This is a genomic window from Streptomyces sp. NPDC044984 (genome assembly GCF_040646935.1).
In the GTDB taxonomy this organism is placed as follows: domain Bacteria; phylum Actinomycetota; class Actinomycetes; order Streptomycetales; family Streptomycetaceae; genus Streptomyces.
On the sequence record NZ_JBEZBE010000076.1, the window covers coordinates 1 to 12,490 of the forward strand.

Below are 12,490 nucleotides of genomic sequence, written 5' to 3' on the forward strand. Positions count from 1 at the left end.
TCCTCCGGATACGGAGACTTGCGTCCCACCTGGACATCCCTCCCTGGACCATCAAGATCCATTGTCAGGGTGTCCACTCCAAAGGATCAGCCTCAGCCCCCGCCCGAGCCCCCGGCCTGGGACGACGGCAGCACCTGGAATCCCGCAGACCACCGGATCACCAGCGCCTCCACCACCCAGTTCATGCGTATCCTGCGCCACCTCGCCAAGCAGACCGTGCGGTCACGGCCCGCCGCGGTCAGCAAACTCATGGCCTACATCCCCGCCGCCGTCACGGCCGGCTACCTCCGCGAGCCCGACACCGAGCTTCCCCTGCCCGGCGACGAATTCGCCCGCCGCATCAACCGCCTGCTTGCCGCGACAGACCGCCCCCACACCTGGCAGAGACGGCCCAAGCCTCCCGCTGCAGGCCACCACGAGGCGTCCACCACCACCGAGTCTGTCGAACGGGCGTACCTGCAGACAGTTCCCGAACAAATGGGCACCGCCAAACGCTGAGCACGGCTGCGGGCCGCGCCGTCTGCCGGGAGCGGCCCGCAGCCCAGGAGCCCACTCGAGTCCGGGGACCGCCAACACCCTGGTACGGCGCGGCCGCACCCCCCAGTTGTACGGCCTCTGCGTCCAGACGGTTGGGGCAGAGCCCGGCTGTAGATGCGTGTTCATGCACGGCGACCCGGTCCTGGAGATCGTTGCTGGGGAGTCTAGAGAGTCGAGGGATACGGCACGGCCGTCTCCGCTGCTGCAGGGTAAGGCTGCACCTTCCCGACCTGACCGAGAGTGTCCTGACCGGTGCCGTGCGGCTCGGTGAAGGGGGTGAAGCGGGCGGGCGGATGGTCGATGGGCAGGTCGGGGCGCCAGGCGGTGAGGATCTGGGCGCTGCACTCGAACAGGCCCGAGGGCAGCGCGTCCAGCGGCCACCACCTCCAGTCGCCGACCCGCTCGCCCGGCTGGTCGGCGGGCTCGCCGCTCCACCGCGTGACGAGCGCGCCGAACGTGATCCGGACGACGCCGCCGACCTGGTCCAGGAGCATGCCCAGCAGGCGCACGTCGGCCGGGTCCGCGTGCAGGCCGGTCTCCTCGGCCAGTTCGCGCACGACCGCCTCCTCCAGCGACTCGCCCGGCTCCACCGTGCCGCCGGGCAGCTCGAGGGTCCCCCGCTGGTGGCGGCCGAGCAGCAGACCGCGCGGTCCCACCAGCACCGCGCCGACCCCGGCCGCCGCGTGTGCGACGGGCGGCCGGGCGGTGCGGGGACGAGAGGTGATCCGGGCCGGCCTGCGGACCTGGAAGAGCCGGTAGGAGGCCTGGTTGCCCTCCTCGGGCGCGTCCAGCACGGTGACCTCCTCGGCACGCAGCCCGTACTGCGCGAGCAGGTCCGTCCACAGCTTTGTGGTGAGCACCCACATGTGCCCGGTCAGTTCGCCGCCGCCGGCCAGGCGCAGGATCTCCGGACGGGACTCCACCTGGGAAGAAGGGCCGTTGCCGGACGAGTTGGTGTGCAGCACGGTGAAGTACAGCCGTCCGCCGGGCCGGAGGGCCGCCGCCAGGGCGGGCAGCAGTCGGTGCGGGTCGATGAAGTGGACGGCGGACAGGGAGTAGATCACGTCATACGGTGCCGAAGCGCGCAGATACCCGACGGCGTCGGCCTGGATCAACCGCAGGCCCGGCAGGTCGCCGTAGCGCGCTCGTGCGCGCTCGATCTGAGTCGGTGAGAGGTCGACGGCGTCCACGGCGGCGTGATGGGTACGGACCAGGTGGGCGGCGTGCCGGCCCGGGCCGCAGCCCAGGTCGAGCACCCGCAGACCCGTCAGATCGCCGAGGACAGCGTCCCCCGGCCCCGTTCCCGCCGGGCCCCAGGCGATCTCGTCCACCTCGGGCAGGGGCGTGGCCCGGTCGAGGTGGTACGCCCCGTAGGTGTGCCACATCGCGGTGTTGACCTGCTCGGCATCGGCCGTACTGGATGCGTCGGGTACCGTCATCGCGTCCCCTCCTCGGGCTCGTCGCCGAGCCGCCTCATCACGTCGTTCCACCCGTCACCGGGCGCCGTCCCGTTTCCGGCCTGCTGCCGAGCATCGATCCAACCCCCTGCTCTCCAACGTGCCTGAAGCCCTGGCGGTCACCGACGAGCCGAGCCGGCTCCCCGGCAACCCCACACACCTGATCGCCGTGCTCTTCGACGGCGACGGGACGACCGAGGCCGCCGCCCCCGTCCAGGTGTTTCGCACCCCTTCAAGAGCCGGCGCAGGCCACCGCGCCGCCTGTGTCGGCGCAGGCGACGATTGTCTCGGCGGGGGCTGTTGTGGAGCGGTGGACCAGGCTGGTGGAGCCTGGCCCGGGGCGGGTCTTCTACTTGGCGAGTGTGTGGGCCATCCACTGTGCCGAGCGTTCGATGATCTCGGGGAAGTGGTTGGAGAGGATCTCGTAGTGCTGGCCCGGGTACTCGATGAGCTCCTTGGGTTCGGGGATGCGATGGAACATCTCGCGGGCCTCTTCGACGGGGGCGACGGTGTCCTGGTCGGCGAGGATGAACAGCGTGGGTTGCGTGATGCGCTCGGCGTAGGCACGGGCCTCCATCTCGAAGAGATGGTCCAGTGTCGAGATGGTGATGGCGTTCTCGAAGCTGGGCAGGTCGCGGATCATGTTCTCCACGAACTCCAGTCCTTCTTCGTCGCTGAACATGACCGGGTCGCCGGGGGCGGGTTCGCCGTGCAGGCGGATGGTCCGGGCGGGCTTGCCCAGGGCCTGGGCCTGCCGGTCGGCGGGGATGAGCGCTTCGAGTTCGGCGAGGGTGTCGGCGGGCTGGAGCCGGCGCGCGCTCCAGCCGCTGACCGGTGGGATGACTGCGGTGACGGCTTTGACGCGGGTGTCGGTCGCGGCCGTGAACAGGGAGTTGGCGCCGCCGATGCTGATGCCCCACAGGCCGATGCGTTCAGTGTCGATGTCGTCGCGCAGGGTCAGATGGGTGATGACGTGCCGCAGGTCGCGGCACTGCTGCCAGGGGTCGAAGAGCTGGCGGGGTTCGCCGCCGCTGTAGCCGGTGTAGCGGTGGTCGTAGATGAGGCAGGCCAGGCCCGCCCGGGCGAAGCCCTGGGCTTGGGTCTTCATGGATTCGGCCGGGCCTCCCAGGCCGGACTGCAGGATGACGACAGGCAGCGGTCCCGCGATGTGGTCGGGGAGGGTCAGCCAGCCGCGCAGGGTGACGTCGTCGACGGGGAATTGGATGTCCTCGACCGTGGGCATGAGGTTCTCCAGGGTGTGTGGGTGGGCGGGGCGTGGGTTCAGCGGTTGACGACGGGGACGCCGTCGGGCAGGAAGTCGGCCTGGTCGATCGCGCGAGGGTCGGCGGAGGCCCGGAAGATCGGCCACACCTCGGCGCGCATGTCCCGCTCGTACGCGGCGATTTCCGTGAGCAGGTCACTCTTGTCTGTGGTGGCGCGTTCGAGGGCCTGGGCCAGGCAGGCAGCGTCCCGCAGGGCGGTGTTGGCTCCGGAGCCGAAGGTGGGTGGCATCGCGTGGATGGCGTCGCCGAGGAAGGTGATTCTGCTGGTGGGCCAGGTGTCGACCGGTTCGAGGCGGCGGACCGACATGGGCGCGAGGGTGCTGGGGTCGAGGCGTTCGGCCAGTTCGGTCAAGGCCGGGTGCCAGTCGCGGACGGCTTCGCGCACGACAGGGTGCAGTTCGTCACCGGTCGCGGTCCACAGGTCGGGTATCCCGGCGAGGTAGGCGCTGGTCTCGTCGATGACGCAGTTCATCATCAGGTACGGGTCGACATCGTCGATGGCGGCCTCGGGGGCCAGTTCGGCGGCGGCTTCGGCCACAGGGCGGCGGGGCTGGTAGGCGCCGAAGGCGAGGCTCACGTTGCGGGGGCCCAGGGCCAGCACGAAGCCGTCGAAGAGGATGTCCGGGAGCGAGGCCACCAGGTCGGCGGTCAGCGGAACGCGGACGGACAGGCTCCGCAGACCGGTGTCGACCGTGGGGATCTGCGGCAGTCGCTGACGTCGGATGACGGAGTGAAGGCCGTCCGCGGCCACCAGGACGTCGCCTTCCGCAGAGGTGCCGTCGGCCAAGAGAAGCCGGACCTTGTCGCCGTGCTCCTCGTACCCGGTGACCGGTTGCCCGAAGCGAACGGTGTCGTCGAGTCCGCTGTACATGATCTGGCGCAGGGTTCGCCGGTTGACCGCGGTGTGCGGGCGCCTGGGGTCGTTGTCCGGCCCGAGGTGGGGGCGTGTCCCGATCTCCTGGCACTGGTCGTCGATCAGGACGAACGCCTCGCGGCGCGGTGTCGTCCGGGAGGTCCGCATGTACAGCTCATACAGGTTATCCGGCAGGCACTGCTTGAGCGCGTTGCCGCCGGTGGCGTTCATGTGCAGCCGGTAGCCGGCCTGCACGATGCCGGGGGCTGCCTCGTAGACGGTGCAGCTGATCCCCGCCTTCCTGAGTCCCTGGGCCAGGCAGAGGCCTCCGATCCCTCCGCCGGCGATCAGTACGTGAAACGACGACATAGGCGTCCCGTGCCTTTCGTAGTTCTTGGGCGCCGATAGGCGGCAGCGAGCCGCAGGCCGGCGCTGAGCCCGTGCGGCTTCGTCCCTGGGCTCGCGGCCTCTCAGTCTGGCCAGGCAGCCTGGCATCGGGGAAGCTGAATTCATTGATAACCGTTATAGGTGGTGCTGATGACCGTGAAGGAGCAGGCCAATGAGCGCCGATCTGAATCTGCTCGTCTCCTTGAACGCGCTGCTGCAGGAGCGCAGCGTCACGCGAGCCGCGCAGCGTCTCGGGCTGAGCCAGCCCAGCCTCAGTGCCGCCCTCGCCCGGCTGCGCCGGCACTTCGATGACGAGCTGCTGGTCCGCGTCGGCAACTCCTACGAACTGTCGCCCCTGGGGGAGCGGCTGGCCGAGCAGTCCTCACACGCCTTGAGCTGGACGGACCGGATCTTCCAGACCCGCGCCGACTTCGACCCCGCGCACTCTGAACACGAGTTCACCCTGATGGTGACGGACTGCCATCTACCGGTGTTCGCTCGCGTGCTGGCGGATCTGGTCCAGGAACAGGCACCGCACGTGCGTCTGAACTTTCAGCACAGCACTGCGCAGTTCGTCCAGCGGGCTTCCGAGCAGCTGCGCGGCGTGGACGCGCTCGTCCTGCCTCAGGGTGTCCTGGTGAACACGCCCTCGCTGCAGCTCTACCGAGACCGATGGGTCTGCGTCGTCTCCTCTGACCGTGCCGGCGAGATCCTGGACCGCGAGCAGCTCTCCAGCCGGCCCTGGGTCTTCGCCTATCAGCGCCCCTTCTCGTCGCTGTCGCCGATGGGCCGCTTCAGCGAGGAAGGCGTGTGCATCACGTCCTCGGTCACGACGGAGGGCTTCCTCGCCGTTCCCCACCTCGTCCGTGGCACCGACCGTATCGGGCTGATGCCCGAGCGCGCTGCCCGCCTCGACGGTGCGGGGGCGGGCGTCGCTGTCGCGGACGTACCCTTTGACCTGGGCCTCCTGCTGGAGTCGCTGTGGTGGCACCCCGCCCACGACCGCGACCCCGCCCATATCTGGCTGCGCCACATGGCCTCCGAGGCCGGCCACATCGTGGAGGAGTCCTGACCCACCCAGAGCAACGTGCCCTGGGCCAGAGAACCCGGTTGAGCCCTCCGGGCCGGCTCGACACACTCCCCGCGGTGAGGCCGTCGGAGCACCAGAAGTAGCGTCTGTCCAGGTCTTCGCCGGTTCCAGTCTTCAGCGTCGTGACCATGAATGCGTCGGACAGTCCGTGGGGAGGGTGCCGACCTTGCGCCGGTAGTCCATGACCGTGTCGAAGACGGTTCTGGGCGGACAGAACGCTCGGTGTGGGGTGAGTGAGGCGGCTCCACGGGTGATTTTCGGAGCCTCAGCCAGGTCGGGGCTGACGAACAGCGCGCTGGAGATCATCTTGCCCGTACGGTGCACATACGGCTGTGGCAACACCTCGAATTCCAGCTCAGCCTCCATGGATACACCCCATGCCGGAACCTCCAAGTCCCCGCTCTCGGACGCCTTCGTCCCTGGCGGCGCGCGGGCGACTGGGCCGATCAGGTCCGGCACACCGGGGCGTGGGTCCGGGGCGGTTTCGGCCGCCAGGCCGTCGTCGTCCTGGTCCACACCGTCACCGCGCCGCGCACCAGCTGGCGCATCATGCGCACCCCGGCCACTGAGACGCAGGCGCCCACACCCGTACGCGATCCGGACTGGGTCGCCACTCGATCCGCATCCTGGGCCAGTCTCTCGCTGCGTCGGATGGCGGCGGATGCGTCCGGGTCGGCCCGCTCCACACGGACGAGATCGAGAACGGAGAGGCGCACGACCGACGACACGGGACGACCTTTCGGACGGAGTTCGGCGGGAACGGGATGGAATGGGATCGGTCGATGAGCGGCTTCAGCTCTCGGCACCGCGGATGCGCGGGTCCAGTCCGAGCTGCTCGGGCAGCCCGAGCCGGCCCCTCAAGGTGGTGGGTCCGTCGTCGGCTCGCAGGAGACCGCGTTCGCGCAGGATCGGACTCACCTGGTCCGCGAAGGCATCGACGCCGTCCTGGAAATCATCGATGGGGATCAGCGCGCCGACCGCGACGGCCAGCGTCGAGCGGATGCCGCAGGGGAGTAGGGTAGAGAGATTGTGCGAAGTCGGACCCTGTGCCGAGGACCGCTTCGACGGGTTGCTCTACAACTTGCCTCCGGGCTTGCTCTACAAGCTGCCTCCAGTCGACGCCCGGCGGAGCACCGTGAGGGGGTCTGACCTGCGTGGTCAAGGGGACGTTGAAGTGCTCCGCCGACGCCGACAGCCTCTCTACGGGAGGTCTTACGGAAGTCGGACCTGGTGCCGTCGTCCGTCGCGGCTGTGCTGCCGTCCTCCTCCTGGTACTGCGCGAGTCTCCTCAAAAGGGCAGTGTCGGGGAGGTGCCGTATGTCTTCCAGGCGGTGTCTGTGCGTCTGGAAGGCCGGCGTCGGTGAGCAGTGGGGTAGGAGTCAGGGGGTGAGGGCTCGCCGGAGGGTGGGGTAGCAGTCAACGAGGGTGTCGACGCCGGTGAGTTGCAGAACTCGCTGGACGGAGTCGGTGGGTGCGGCCAAGCGGAGCCGGCCGCCGGCTGCGGTGACGGTCTGGTGGGCGGCGATGAGGATGTTGATGCCGCTGGAGTCCATGAAGGTGACGTCGTGCAGGTCCACCACGATGCGCGGGTGGGCGGTGTCAGAGGCGTCCAGGGCCTGCCTGAGCTGATCGCCGGTGTGGTGGTCGATCTCCCCGGCCAGGGTCAGCACGCGGATGCCGTCGGTGGTGGCGGCCACGACCGACAGCCCGCCCACCTGGCGTGTCGGCTTGGCTTGCTCGGTTTTCGGCCTGGGTGTTTCAGCCATACTGGTGATACTTCCATACCGGAAGCTTCATCATGGGTGTCATCCCGCATCTATGGGTGACGCGTCTTGTGTGACGAAGCCGGCACCGGGGCGCACGGCGTGGACCGTGGACGCGAGGGTAAGGGCCAGGGCGTGTACGGGGTGGCAGGGATGAACGCGATGGATCCGGTGTCTGCGGGTGGGGACGACACCCTGCCGTGCGAGCTGGCCATACAGACCACGATGGCCCTGAACAATGGCGGCGCGGACATCGCCCACGCCCGCCGTGCGGCTGTCAACTTTCTCACCCGCGTGCAGTGTGAGCACGGCCTGCCCGTCTCCCGGCGCGCGATGGATGCGACGCAGTTGGTGGTCAGCGAGCTGGTCACCAACGCCCGTAAGTACGCGCCCGGCCCGGTGCTGCTGGACCTGCGCATCACCGGCGACACGGTCGAGGTCATGGTGTGGGACTCCGCCCCGGTCCTGCCGATCGCCCGGGCCGCGGACGCCGGCCGGGTCGGCCAGCACGGCCTGGAGATCGTCATGGCCGTCTCTCAGGGCTTTGCAATGCAGCGGGAGCCCGTCGGCAAACGCGTCACCGCCCGGATCGCCCTGCTGGACGACCCGGGCGGTGACGCGTTTGCCGGACGAGACCCCGGATAGGCCGGGCGTGGGGTGCCTCCAACGGGTTTTCCGCCGGAGGCAGGGGCTCAGGGAGACGAGAGGTGATCGTCGGGGGCCAGTACTGCTGGGTGGCTGGTGTGTTCTCGTCCCAGGGGTTGGCGGTGGCGTAGACCGTCTCGGGTGCCGGAGCGGTATACATCGCCGCGGGTGTGGCAGCGGTGGGTGGTGCTGCCGACGGTGCCGGTGCTGGTGCGCTGCCGGCGAGGGAGACCTCGGCGCCGTTTTGGCGGGTGCCCCAGCCGTTCCTGGCGCAGGTGAAGATGCCGTACCAGCGCAGCCAGCGGAACCAGGTCCAGGCCATGATGATCGCCAGTGGCATCATCAGCCAGGTCAACAGGCGTGAGGCCAGCGTTCCCCCGGCTACGTGCTAGCGGCAATGACGAGGGCGAGCGCGAAACCGAGAATGAACACGATCGGCACCCAGGTGGGAACGCGGGTCGCGGGACGTGGCCCGTGCACGTACCGGCCGCGGGCGTCACGCGGCTGATACCGGCGCACGGGAGGGCGGCGCCTATACGGGCGGCGCCTCACGTCCGCATCTCCGGCACGTACAGGCCGGCGGCCCGGCCGAGCTGCACCACGTCCATCGTCGGCTGCAACGGTGACGGCTTCCAGCCCGTCACTTCCTGGATGAAGCCGTCCTTGTCGGCAGCCGCCGTGTTCCATCCGCGGTCGAGGACGGGCAGGCGAAGCCAGTTGAGCGGCTCCCCGGTGTCGACGCGAACGGGGGTCTTGTAATGGGTGAGGAAGTTCTCCGGCTTGTAGGGACCGAAGAATTTCAGCATCTCGGGATCTTGAGGAAGCTCTCGGGTGTGGGGTACGCCCTCAAAGATCCCGTTGAAGGTGGGCTGTGTGACGGTCCACAAGATGGTGACTTCACCGGGCCGGTAGAGCTCTGGCCACCGCTCGTGGGCCCTGTTTGCGTACTGGTCTACCCACATGCGCCACAGGTCGGTGGCGTTCATCTCCTCGGGGAGGTAGTCGTCGGTGATGGAGGAGCCGTTCGGTTCGGGGTAGAGGGTGAGTTCTGCGGTCTGGGTGTGGCCGTATCGGCTGGTGATGGTCCAGCGAGTGCCGGGCGGGTAGGGCTGCACTGTGGCCTTGGTACGGGGCATGGCCGCCAGTGTTCCAGGGCTTGAGGGCGCTTGTGGGGCTGTTGGAGGGTATTGGGGCGGTGTGCCCTGGTAGGCGCCTGTGCGCCCCTCCTGGCCCTCTCCCGGCTGCCGTAGGCGTGGCGCAGGCTCGAGGGCATGGGGGACATCAGGGAAGTGTGTGCGGGGCGTGGGGATGGTACGGACTGCCCGAACGGGGAGACCGAGACGCTGGTGGACGGGGTGCGGTGCGAGGAGTGCCGGCACCACTACGAGCTGGACAACCTCGAGCCGGGCCGCCGGCCGGTGGCGGATGTCGGGCTGACGCGGCCGATGGGGGATCCGCGGGAGGCCGGTCCGGGGACGGCGGCGTAGAAGGGGTGCGGTAGTCGTGCGGGGGAGGCAGGGCCATAGGGCCCCGCCCGAGACTTGCGAAGACCGGGCCGCACGACTACCGCGATCATGACGCTACGCCCCACCCGGCACGCCTGTCACCACCTGCGACCCGACCTCTTCCGGCATGCAGCGGTCAGTACTCGCCCGACGCCCGCAACTCCTCGAGGACCCCGTCCAGGTTCTCGGGACAGTACGCCTTCACGCCGGCGACGAGAAGCTCGTGAGCGTCGGCTTTGGCAGTGCCCCACTGCTCACCGATCGGGTAGAGGCCTCCGCCACCTGTCACGTCGAACATCCATTCCACGCTGTGTCCGGTGTCGAGTTCCTGGCACCAGCGGGGCAGGTAGGCGGCGAGTTCGGCGTCGGAGGGGGTGCCGTTGAAGATGATGTTGTGGGCGGCTTCCAGGTACTGCTGTTCTTTGTCCTGGGCAGGGGTGGGTGAGGCGCTGGGCGTGGTCTCGGCTTTGCTGTCGCTGTCGTCGCTGCTGCATGCGGTGAGCGTGAGGGCGAGGACGGCCAGGACGATGGCGGTGGTGGTACATGTACGCATGAGCCCCCCAAGACGTGTGTGTCTGAGGGGGAATCATGCCCCAGGGCGGTTCGGCGGGCGTCAGGCGTGCCGTAGTGATCCTGGCGGCATTGTCACGTTGTTGGACGTGTGGTGGTTTTATGGCGTTTCGCGGCATGTGGGCCCGCGACCTGGGACTGTGGTCAGGTTGTGGTGGGCTGGTCGACAGTGCCGGTGATCTGGTCCCAGATCGCGAAGCCGAGGTCGGCCGGGATGCGACTTGCCCGGGTCAAGGGCCCTCGCACCAACCGTTGCAGGTGTACACCCATCCGGTTCCACATCCGCCAACCCGGACGCAGCTGTTCGTTGGGACGCATCCCATCCAGCAGTAGTCGCTTGCGGTGCTGCACTGACAGTCCGCTGCTGCAAGATTTGGTGCGCCGAGGGTCGCAATCAGGGACTCGGTTTCCCCTCCGAAAGCAGCGGCAACTTCGCCTCGGAGGCCCTCCAACATTCGATGATCTTGCTCACGCAGAGGCGACTGTGCGTACAGCGATGCGTTCCCGAGGGTTTCCATTGCGTGCCGGAGAGCTCTTTCCTGGTTCTCCGACAGATCAGGGTGCTCCACGCTGTAGTGCCGAAGGTGCTCAACCCACAGGCGGCTCTTGGTCACCGCTGACGAGGCTCTGAAGATCTCCTTACGGTAGGCCATCGGAAACGTGACGAACTCGCCATAGGCCTGCGGGAGCCGTTCCCTGTTGGCCTCCACCCAGGCACTCGGATCGCCGTCTTTGCCGTAACCAGCGAATGCTGGAACGCTTCCGTTCCACAACAGAGCAGCTGCGACGCCGGCTCCGGTACCGAGCCGGAGCACCCCCCGGCGCCCGATGCGGGGGCCCTCGGTCTGATTGCCGTCCGTCTGTTTTTCCGGCTCCTGATCGCCAAGAGCACGCAGCACCAGCACACTCCGACGAGGCCCCAGTCGCATTGCCAGCCGGGAGCCCATACGGACCCCGGTCCAAGCCCGGATCCTTGTCCCTTCAACCCGAAGCAGGGTAGGCGCCCATGGAGCGTTTTGACCTAAGGCTTGCTCACGCCACCGCTGCACGTCCCGGTGTCCAAGTGGCAGGACTTCCAGGCGTCCAGCCGATGCCCGCTCGACTCGCTGCGCCACTTCCTTGCACACGCCGCAGGAAGCATTGAACGCAAGGATCCAGCGACAAACCGATTCCATCATCTCTCCACCTCGTCGCAGATGGGCATATCAGTTCCCTTCTTCTTGCCCGGTCCTCTTTCTTGGGCGCGTAACCAGCACTGGTACAAGGCGAGACAAGGACCCAACGTGGTCCCACAACCAACGCGGACCCGGTGGCTTCGACGGTTGGTGCTGGCACGCAGGCCGATCGAAGCCTGGTTCCTCAGCTGTACCGCCCTCCATGTTCGACGATGCGTCGAAAGCTGTCAACGGACCGTCAATTCCTGTCTAGCCCGCTCAGTTTCCGCTCCCGATCGTGAGCCACCTCCCCCGGATCGTGGGGACCTGGCGGGGCGTAGTCTCAGCGGCCATGAACAGTCAGTCCGATGACGTGCGTTCGGCGGGTCGGCGCCGCGCCAAAGTGAGCAAGGGTGATCTGCGGGAGCAGGCGCTGTTGGACGCGGCGGAGGAGATGCTCCGGCGCTCGTCGGTCGCCGGGCTGACGATGGAGGCTGTCGCGAAGCAGGCAGGGATCACCCGTTCCGCCGCGTACTTCTACTTCGCCTCCAAGGAGGAGGTGGTGCGCGCCGTCATCGAACGAGCCACCCGGCACATCTACGCAGGCCTCGAAGCCTTCGGCGACGCGGTGGACACCACCAGCCTGAAGCGGGCCGTCGACGTCCAGGTCGACAACTGGCGCCGCCACGGCCACATTTTCCGCGTCGGTGTCGAACTGTCCGCCCGCGCCGAGTACCGGCAGGTGTGGGTCTCCCTGATGGAGCACGGCATCGACCTGGCCTGCCAGGCGGTCGCCCACGACCGCGCCCGCGGACTGGTCGGCGGCGATCCCGCGCAGGACCGTACCCGGCTGGAGGCCCTCGCCTGGATGGGTGAGCGAACCTGCTACCTGCTCTTCACCCGCGAGCACAGTGAAGCCGAGGAGGAGCAGTTGCGCGACACCCTCACCACCCTCGCCCACCGCGGGCTCGGCTACCGCGCCAGTACTGACTTCGGCTCGTCAGGGTGAGGCTGGTTCGTCGAGGGTCAGGCCGGTTCCTGCTATGAAGCCGTCGAGGGTGCCGGACCGGTACTGAAGGCGCTTGAGCCGGTTGCGTACGAGTGCTTCGAGCCGGTCCAGGGCGACGACGGCGAGGTTGGCCAGGCTGCGTTTGACGTGGGCCCACACCCCTCGACCGGGTTGAGGTCGGGTGAGCAGGCGGGCAGCAGGAACACCGTCAGCCATGCACGCTCGGCGATCAGCTCG

Annotated in this window: 14 protein-coding genes and 1 pseudogene; 5 read left to right on the plus strand and 10 right to left on the minus strand. The window is 68.3% G+C overall.

Annotated features, from left to right (window positions below):
* Window positions 1-69: 69 nt before the first annotated feature.
* Complete coding sequence (locus tag AB0A94_RS38020; RefSeq protein ID WP_361751527.1) at window positions 70-498, plus strand: hypothetical protein; 429 nt, start codon at window positions 70-72, stop codon at window positions 496-498.
* A gap of 203 nt (window positions 499-701) precedes the next feature.
* Here the strand turns inward: AB0A94_RS38020 and AB0A94_RS38025 are convergent, their stop codons facing one another.
* The 3 genes from AB0A94_RS38025 to AB0A94_RS38035 all read right to left on the minus strand — a co-directional run bounded on the left by AB0A94_RS38025 (window position 702) and on the right by AB0A94_RS38035 (window position 4,499).
* Entirely contained in the window at window positions 702-1,922 is a 1,221-nt protein-coding gene (locus tag AB0A94_RS38025) for a bifunctional class I SAM-dependent methyltransferase/NUDIX hydrolase (protein WP_361751551.1), read from the minus strand.
* A 421-nt stretch (window positions 1,923-2,343) separates the two neighbouring features.
* Window positions 2,344-3,237: an alpha/beta hydrolase gene (locus tag AB0A94_RS38030; protein WP_361751529.1), complete on the minus strand. Its 894-nt coding sequence runs from the start codon at window positions 3,235-3,237 to the stop codon at window positions 2,344-2,346.
* A 38-nt stretch (window positions 3,238-3,275) separates the two neighbouring features.
* Window positions 3,276-4,499, minus strand: coding sequence for an NAD(P)/FAD-dependent oxidoreductase (locus tag AB0A94_RS38035; protein ID WP_361751531.1), 1,224 nt, complete (start codon window positions 4,497-4,499; stop codon window positions 3,276-3,278).
* 190 nt (window positions 4,500-4,689) lie between these two features.
* Here AB0A94_RS38035 and AB0A94_RS38040 point away from each other — a divergent pair, with 190 nt between their 5' ends.
* Window positions 4,690-5,589, plus strand: a complete 900-nt coding sequence (locus tag AB0A94_RS38040) for a LysR family transcriptional regulator (protein ID WP_361751533.1) — start codon at window positions 4,690-4,692, stop codon at window positions 5,587-5,589.
* A gap of 132 nt (window positions 5,590-5,721) precedes the next feature.
* On the opposite strand, the gene AB0A94_RS38045 is transcribed toward AB0A94_RS38040, so the two are convergent.
* From AB0A94_RS38045 to AB0A94_RS38055, 3 genes are all read right to left on the minus strand, one after another.
* The gene (locus tag AB0A94_RS38045) at window positions 5,722-6,123 is read right to left on the minus strand and encodes a hypothetical protein (protein WP_361751535.1); all 402 of its coding nucleotides are present in this window, start codon (window positions 6,121-6,123) and stop codon (window positions 5,722-5,724) included.
* Between the two features lie 276 nt (window positions 6,124-6,399).
* The gene (locus AB0A94_RS38050) at window positions 6,400-6,525 is read right to left on the minus strand and encodes a hypothetical protein (protein WP_361751537.1); all 126 of its coding nucleotides are present in this window, start codon (window positions 6,523-6,525) and stop codon (window positions 6,400-6,402) included.
* A gap of 461 nt (window positions 6,526-6,986) precedes the next feature.
* Window positions 6,987-7,373: an STAS domain-containing protein gene (locus AB0A94_RS38055; RefSeq protein ID WP_361751539.1), complete on the minus strand. Its 387-nt coding sequence runs from the start codon at window positions 7,371-7,373 to the stop codon at window positions 6,987-6,989.
* Window positions 7,374-7,532: 159 nt separating this feature from the next.
* Here AB0A94_RS38055 and AB0A94_RS38060 point away from each other — a divergent pair, with 159 nt between their 5' ends.
* A complete protein-coding gene (locus AB0A94_RS38060; protein WP_361751540.1) occupies window positions 7,533-8,015 on the plus strand; it encodes an ATP-binding protein in 483 nt (160 codons plus the stop codon).
* 548 nt (window positions 8,016-8,563) lie between these two features.
* Here the strand turns inward: AB0A94_RS38060 and AB0A94_RS38065 are convergent.
* Window positions 8,564-9,151, minus strand: coding sequence for a hypothetical protein (locus AB0A94_RS38065; RefSeq protein ID WP_361751542.1), 588 nt, complete (start codon window positions 9,149-9,151; stop codon window positions 8,564-8,566).
* Window positions 9,152-9,286: 135 nt separating this feature from the next.
* Here AB0A94_RS38065 and AB0A94_RS38070 point away from each other — a divergent pair, with 135 nt between their 5' ends.
* Window positions 9,287-9,502, plus strand: a complete 216-nt coding sequence (locus AB0A94_RS38070) for a hypothetical protein (protein WP_361751544.1) — start codon at window positions 9,287-9,289, stop codon at window positions 9,500-9,502.
* A 154-nt stretch (window positions 9,503-9,656) separates the two neighbouring features.
* Here the strand turns inward: AB0A94_RS38070 and AB0A94_RS38075 are convergent, their stop codons facing one another.
* Entirely contained in the window at window positions 9,657-10,073 is a 417-nt protein-coding gene (locus tag AB0A94_RS38075) for a hypothetical protein (RefSeq protein ID WP_361751546.1), read from the minus strand.
* 247 nt (window positions 10,074-10,320) lie between these two features.
* The gene (locus AB0A94_RS38080) at window positions 10,321-11,268 is read right to left on the minus strand and encodes a bacteriocin fulvocin C-related protein (RefSeq protein WP_361751548.1); all 948 of its coding nucleotides are present in this window, start codon (window positions 11,266-11,268) and stop codon (window positions 10,321-10,323) included.
* A 328-nt stretch (window positions 11,269-11,596) separates the two neighbouring features.
* Between AB0A94_RS38080 and AB0A94_RS38085 the strand changes: the two genes are divergently transcribed.
* Entirely contained in the window at window positions 11,597-12,253 is a 657-nt protein-coding gene (locus AB0A94_RS38085; protein WP_361751549.1) for a TetR/AcrR family transcriptional regulator, read from the plus strand.
* Here AB0A94_RS38085 and AB0A94_RS38090 read toward each other — a convergent pair.
* Window positions 12,245-12,490, minus strand: a pseudogene (locus tag AB0A94_RS38090) (transposase); the annotation flags it as partial. The gene AB0A94_RS38085 and the pseudogene AB0A94_RS38090 sit on opposite strands and share 9 nt — an antisense overlap.

What these genes read in the sequence shown, in the direction of transcription:
- AB0A94_RS38075 (WP_361751546.1), bottom strand. Translation starts at nt 10,073, where the DNA reads ATGCGTACATGTACCACCACCGCCATCGTCCTGGCCGTCCTCGCCCTC.
- AB0A94_RS38030 (WP_361751529.1), bottom strand. Translation starts at nt 3,237, where the DNA reads ATGCCCACGGTCGAGGACATCCAATTCCCCGTCGACGACGTCACCCTG.
- AB0A94_RS38065 (WP_361751542.1), bottom strand. Translation starts at nt 9,151, where the DNA reads ATGCCCCGTACCAAGGCCACAGTGCAGCCCTACCCGCCCGGCACTCGC.
- AB0A94_RS38040 (WP_361751533.1), top strand. Translation starts at nt 4,690, where the DNA reads ATGAGCGCCGATCTGAATCTGCTCGTCTCCTTGAACGCGCTGCTGCAG.
- AB0A94_RS38035 (WP_361751531.1), bottom strand. Translation starts at nt 4,499, where the DNA reads ATGTCGTCGTTTCACGTACTGATCGCCGGCGGAGGGATCGGAGGCCTC.
- AB0A94_RS38080 (WP_361751548.1), bottom strand. Translation starts at nt 11,268, where the DNA reads ATGATGGAATCGGTTTGTCGCTGGATCCTTGCGTTCAATGCTTCCTGC.
- AB0A94_RS38070 (WP_361751544.1), top strand. Translation starts at nt 9,287, where the DNA reads ATGGGGGACATCAGGGAAGTGTGTGCGGGGCGTGGGGATGGTACGGAC.
- AB0A94_RS38085 (WP_361751549.1), top strand. Translation starts at nt 11,597, where the DNA reads ATGAACAGTCAGTCCGATGACGTGCGTTCGGCGGGTCGGCGCCGCGCC.
- AB0A94_RS38025 (WP_361751551.1), bottom strand. Translation starts at nt 1,922, where the DNA reads ATGTGGCACACCTACGGGGCGTACCACCTCGACCGGGCCACGCCCCTG.
- AB0A94_RS38055 (WP_361751539.1), bottom strand. Translation starts at nt 7,373, where the DNA reads ATGGCTGAAACACCCAGGCCGAAAACCGAGCAAGCCAAGCCGACACGC.
- AB0A94_RS38060 (WP_361751540.1), top strand. Translation starts at nt 7,533, where the DNA reads ATGGATCCGGTGTCTGCGGGTGGGGACGACACCCTGCCGTGCGAGCTG.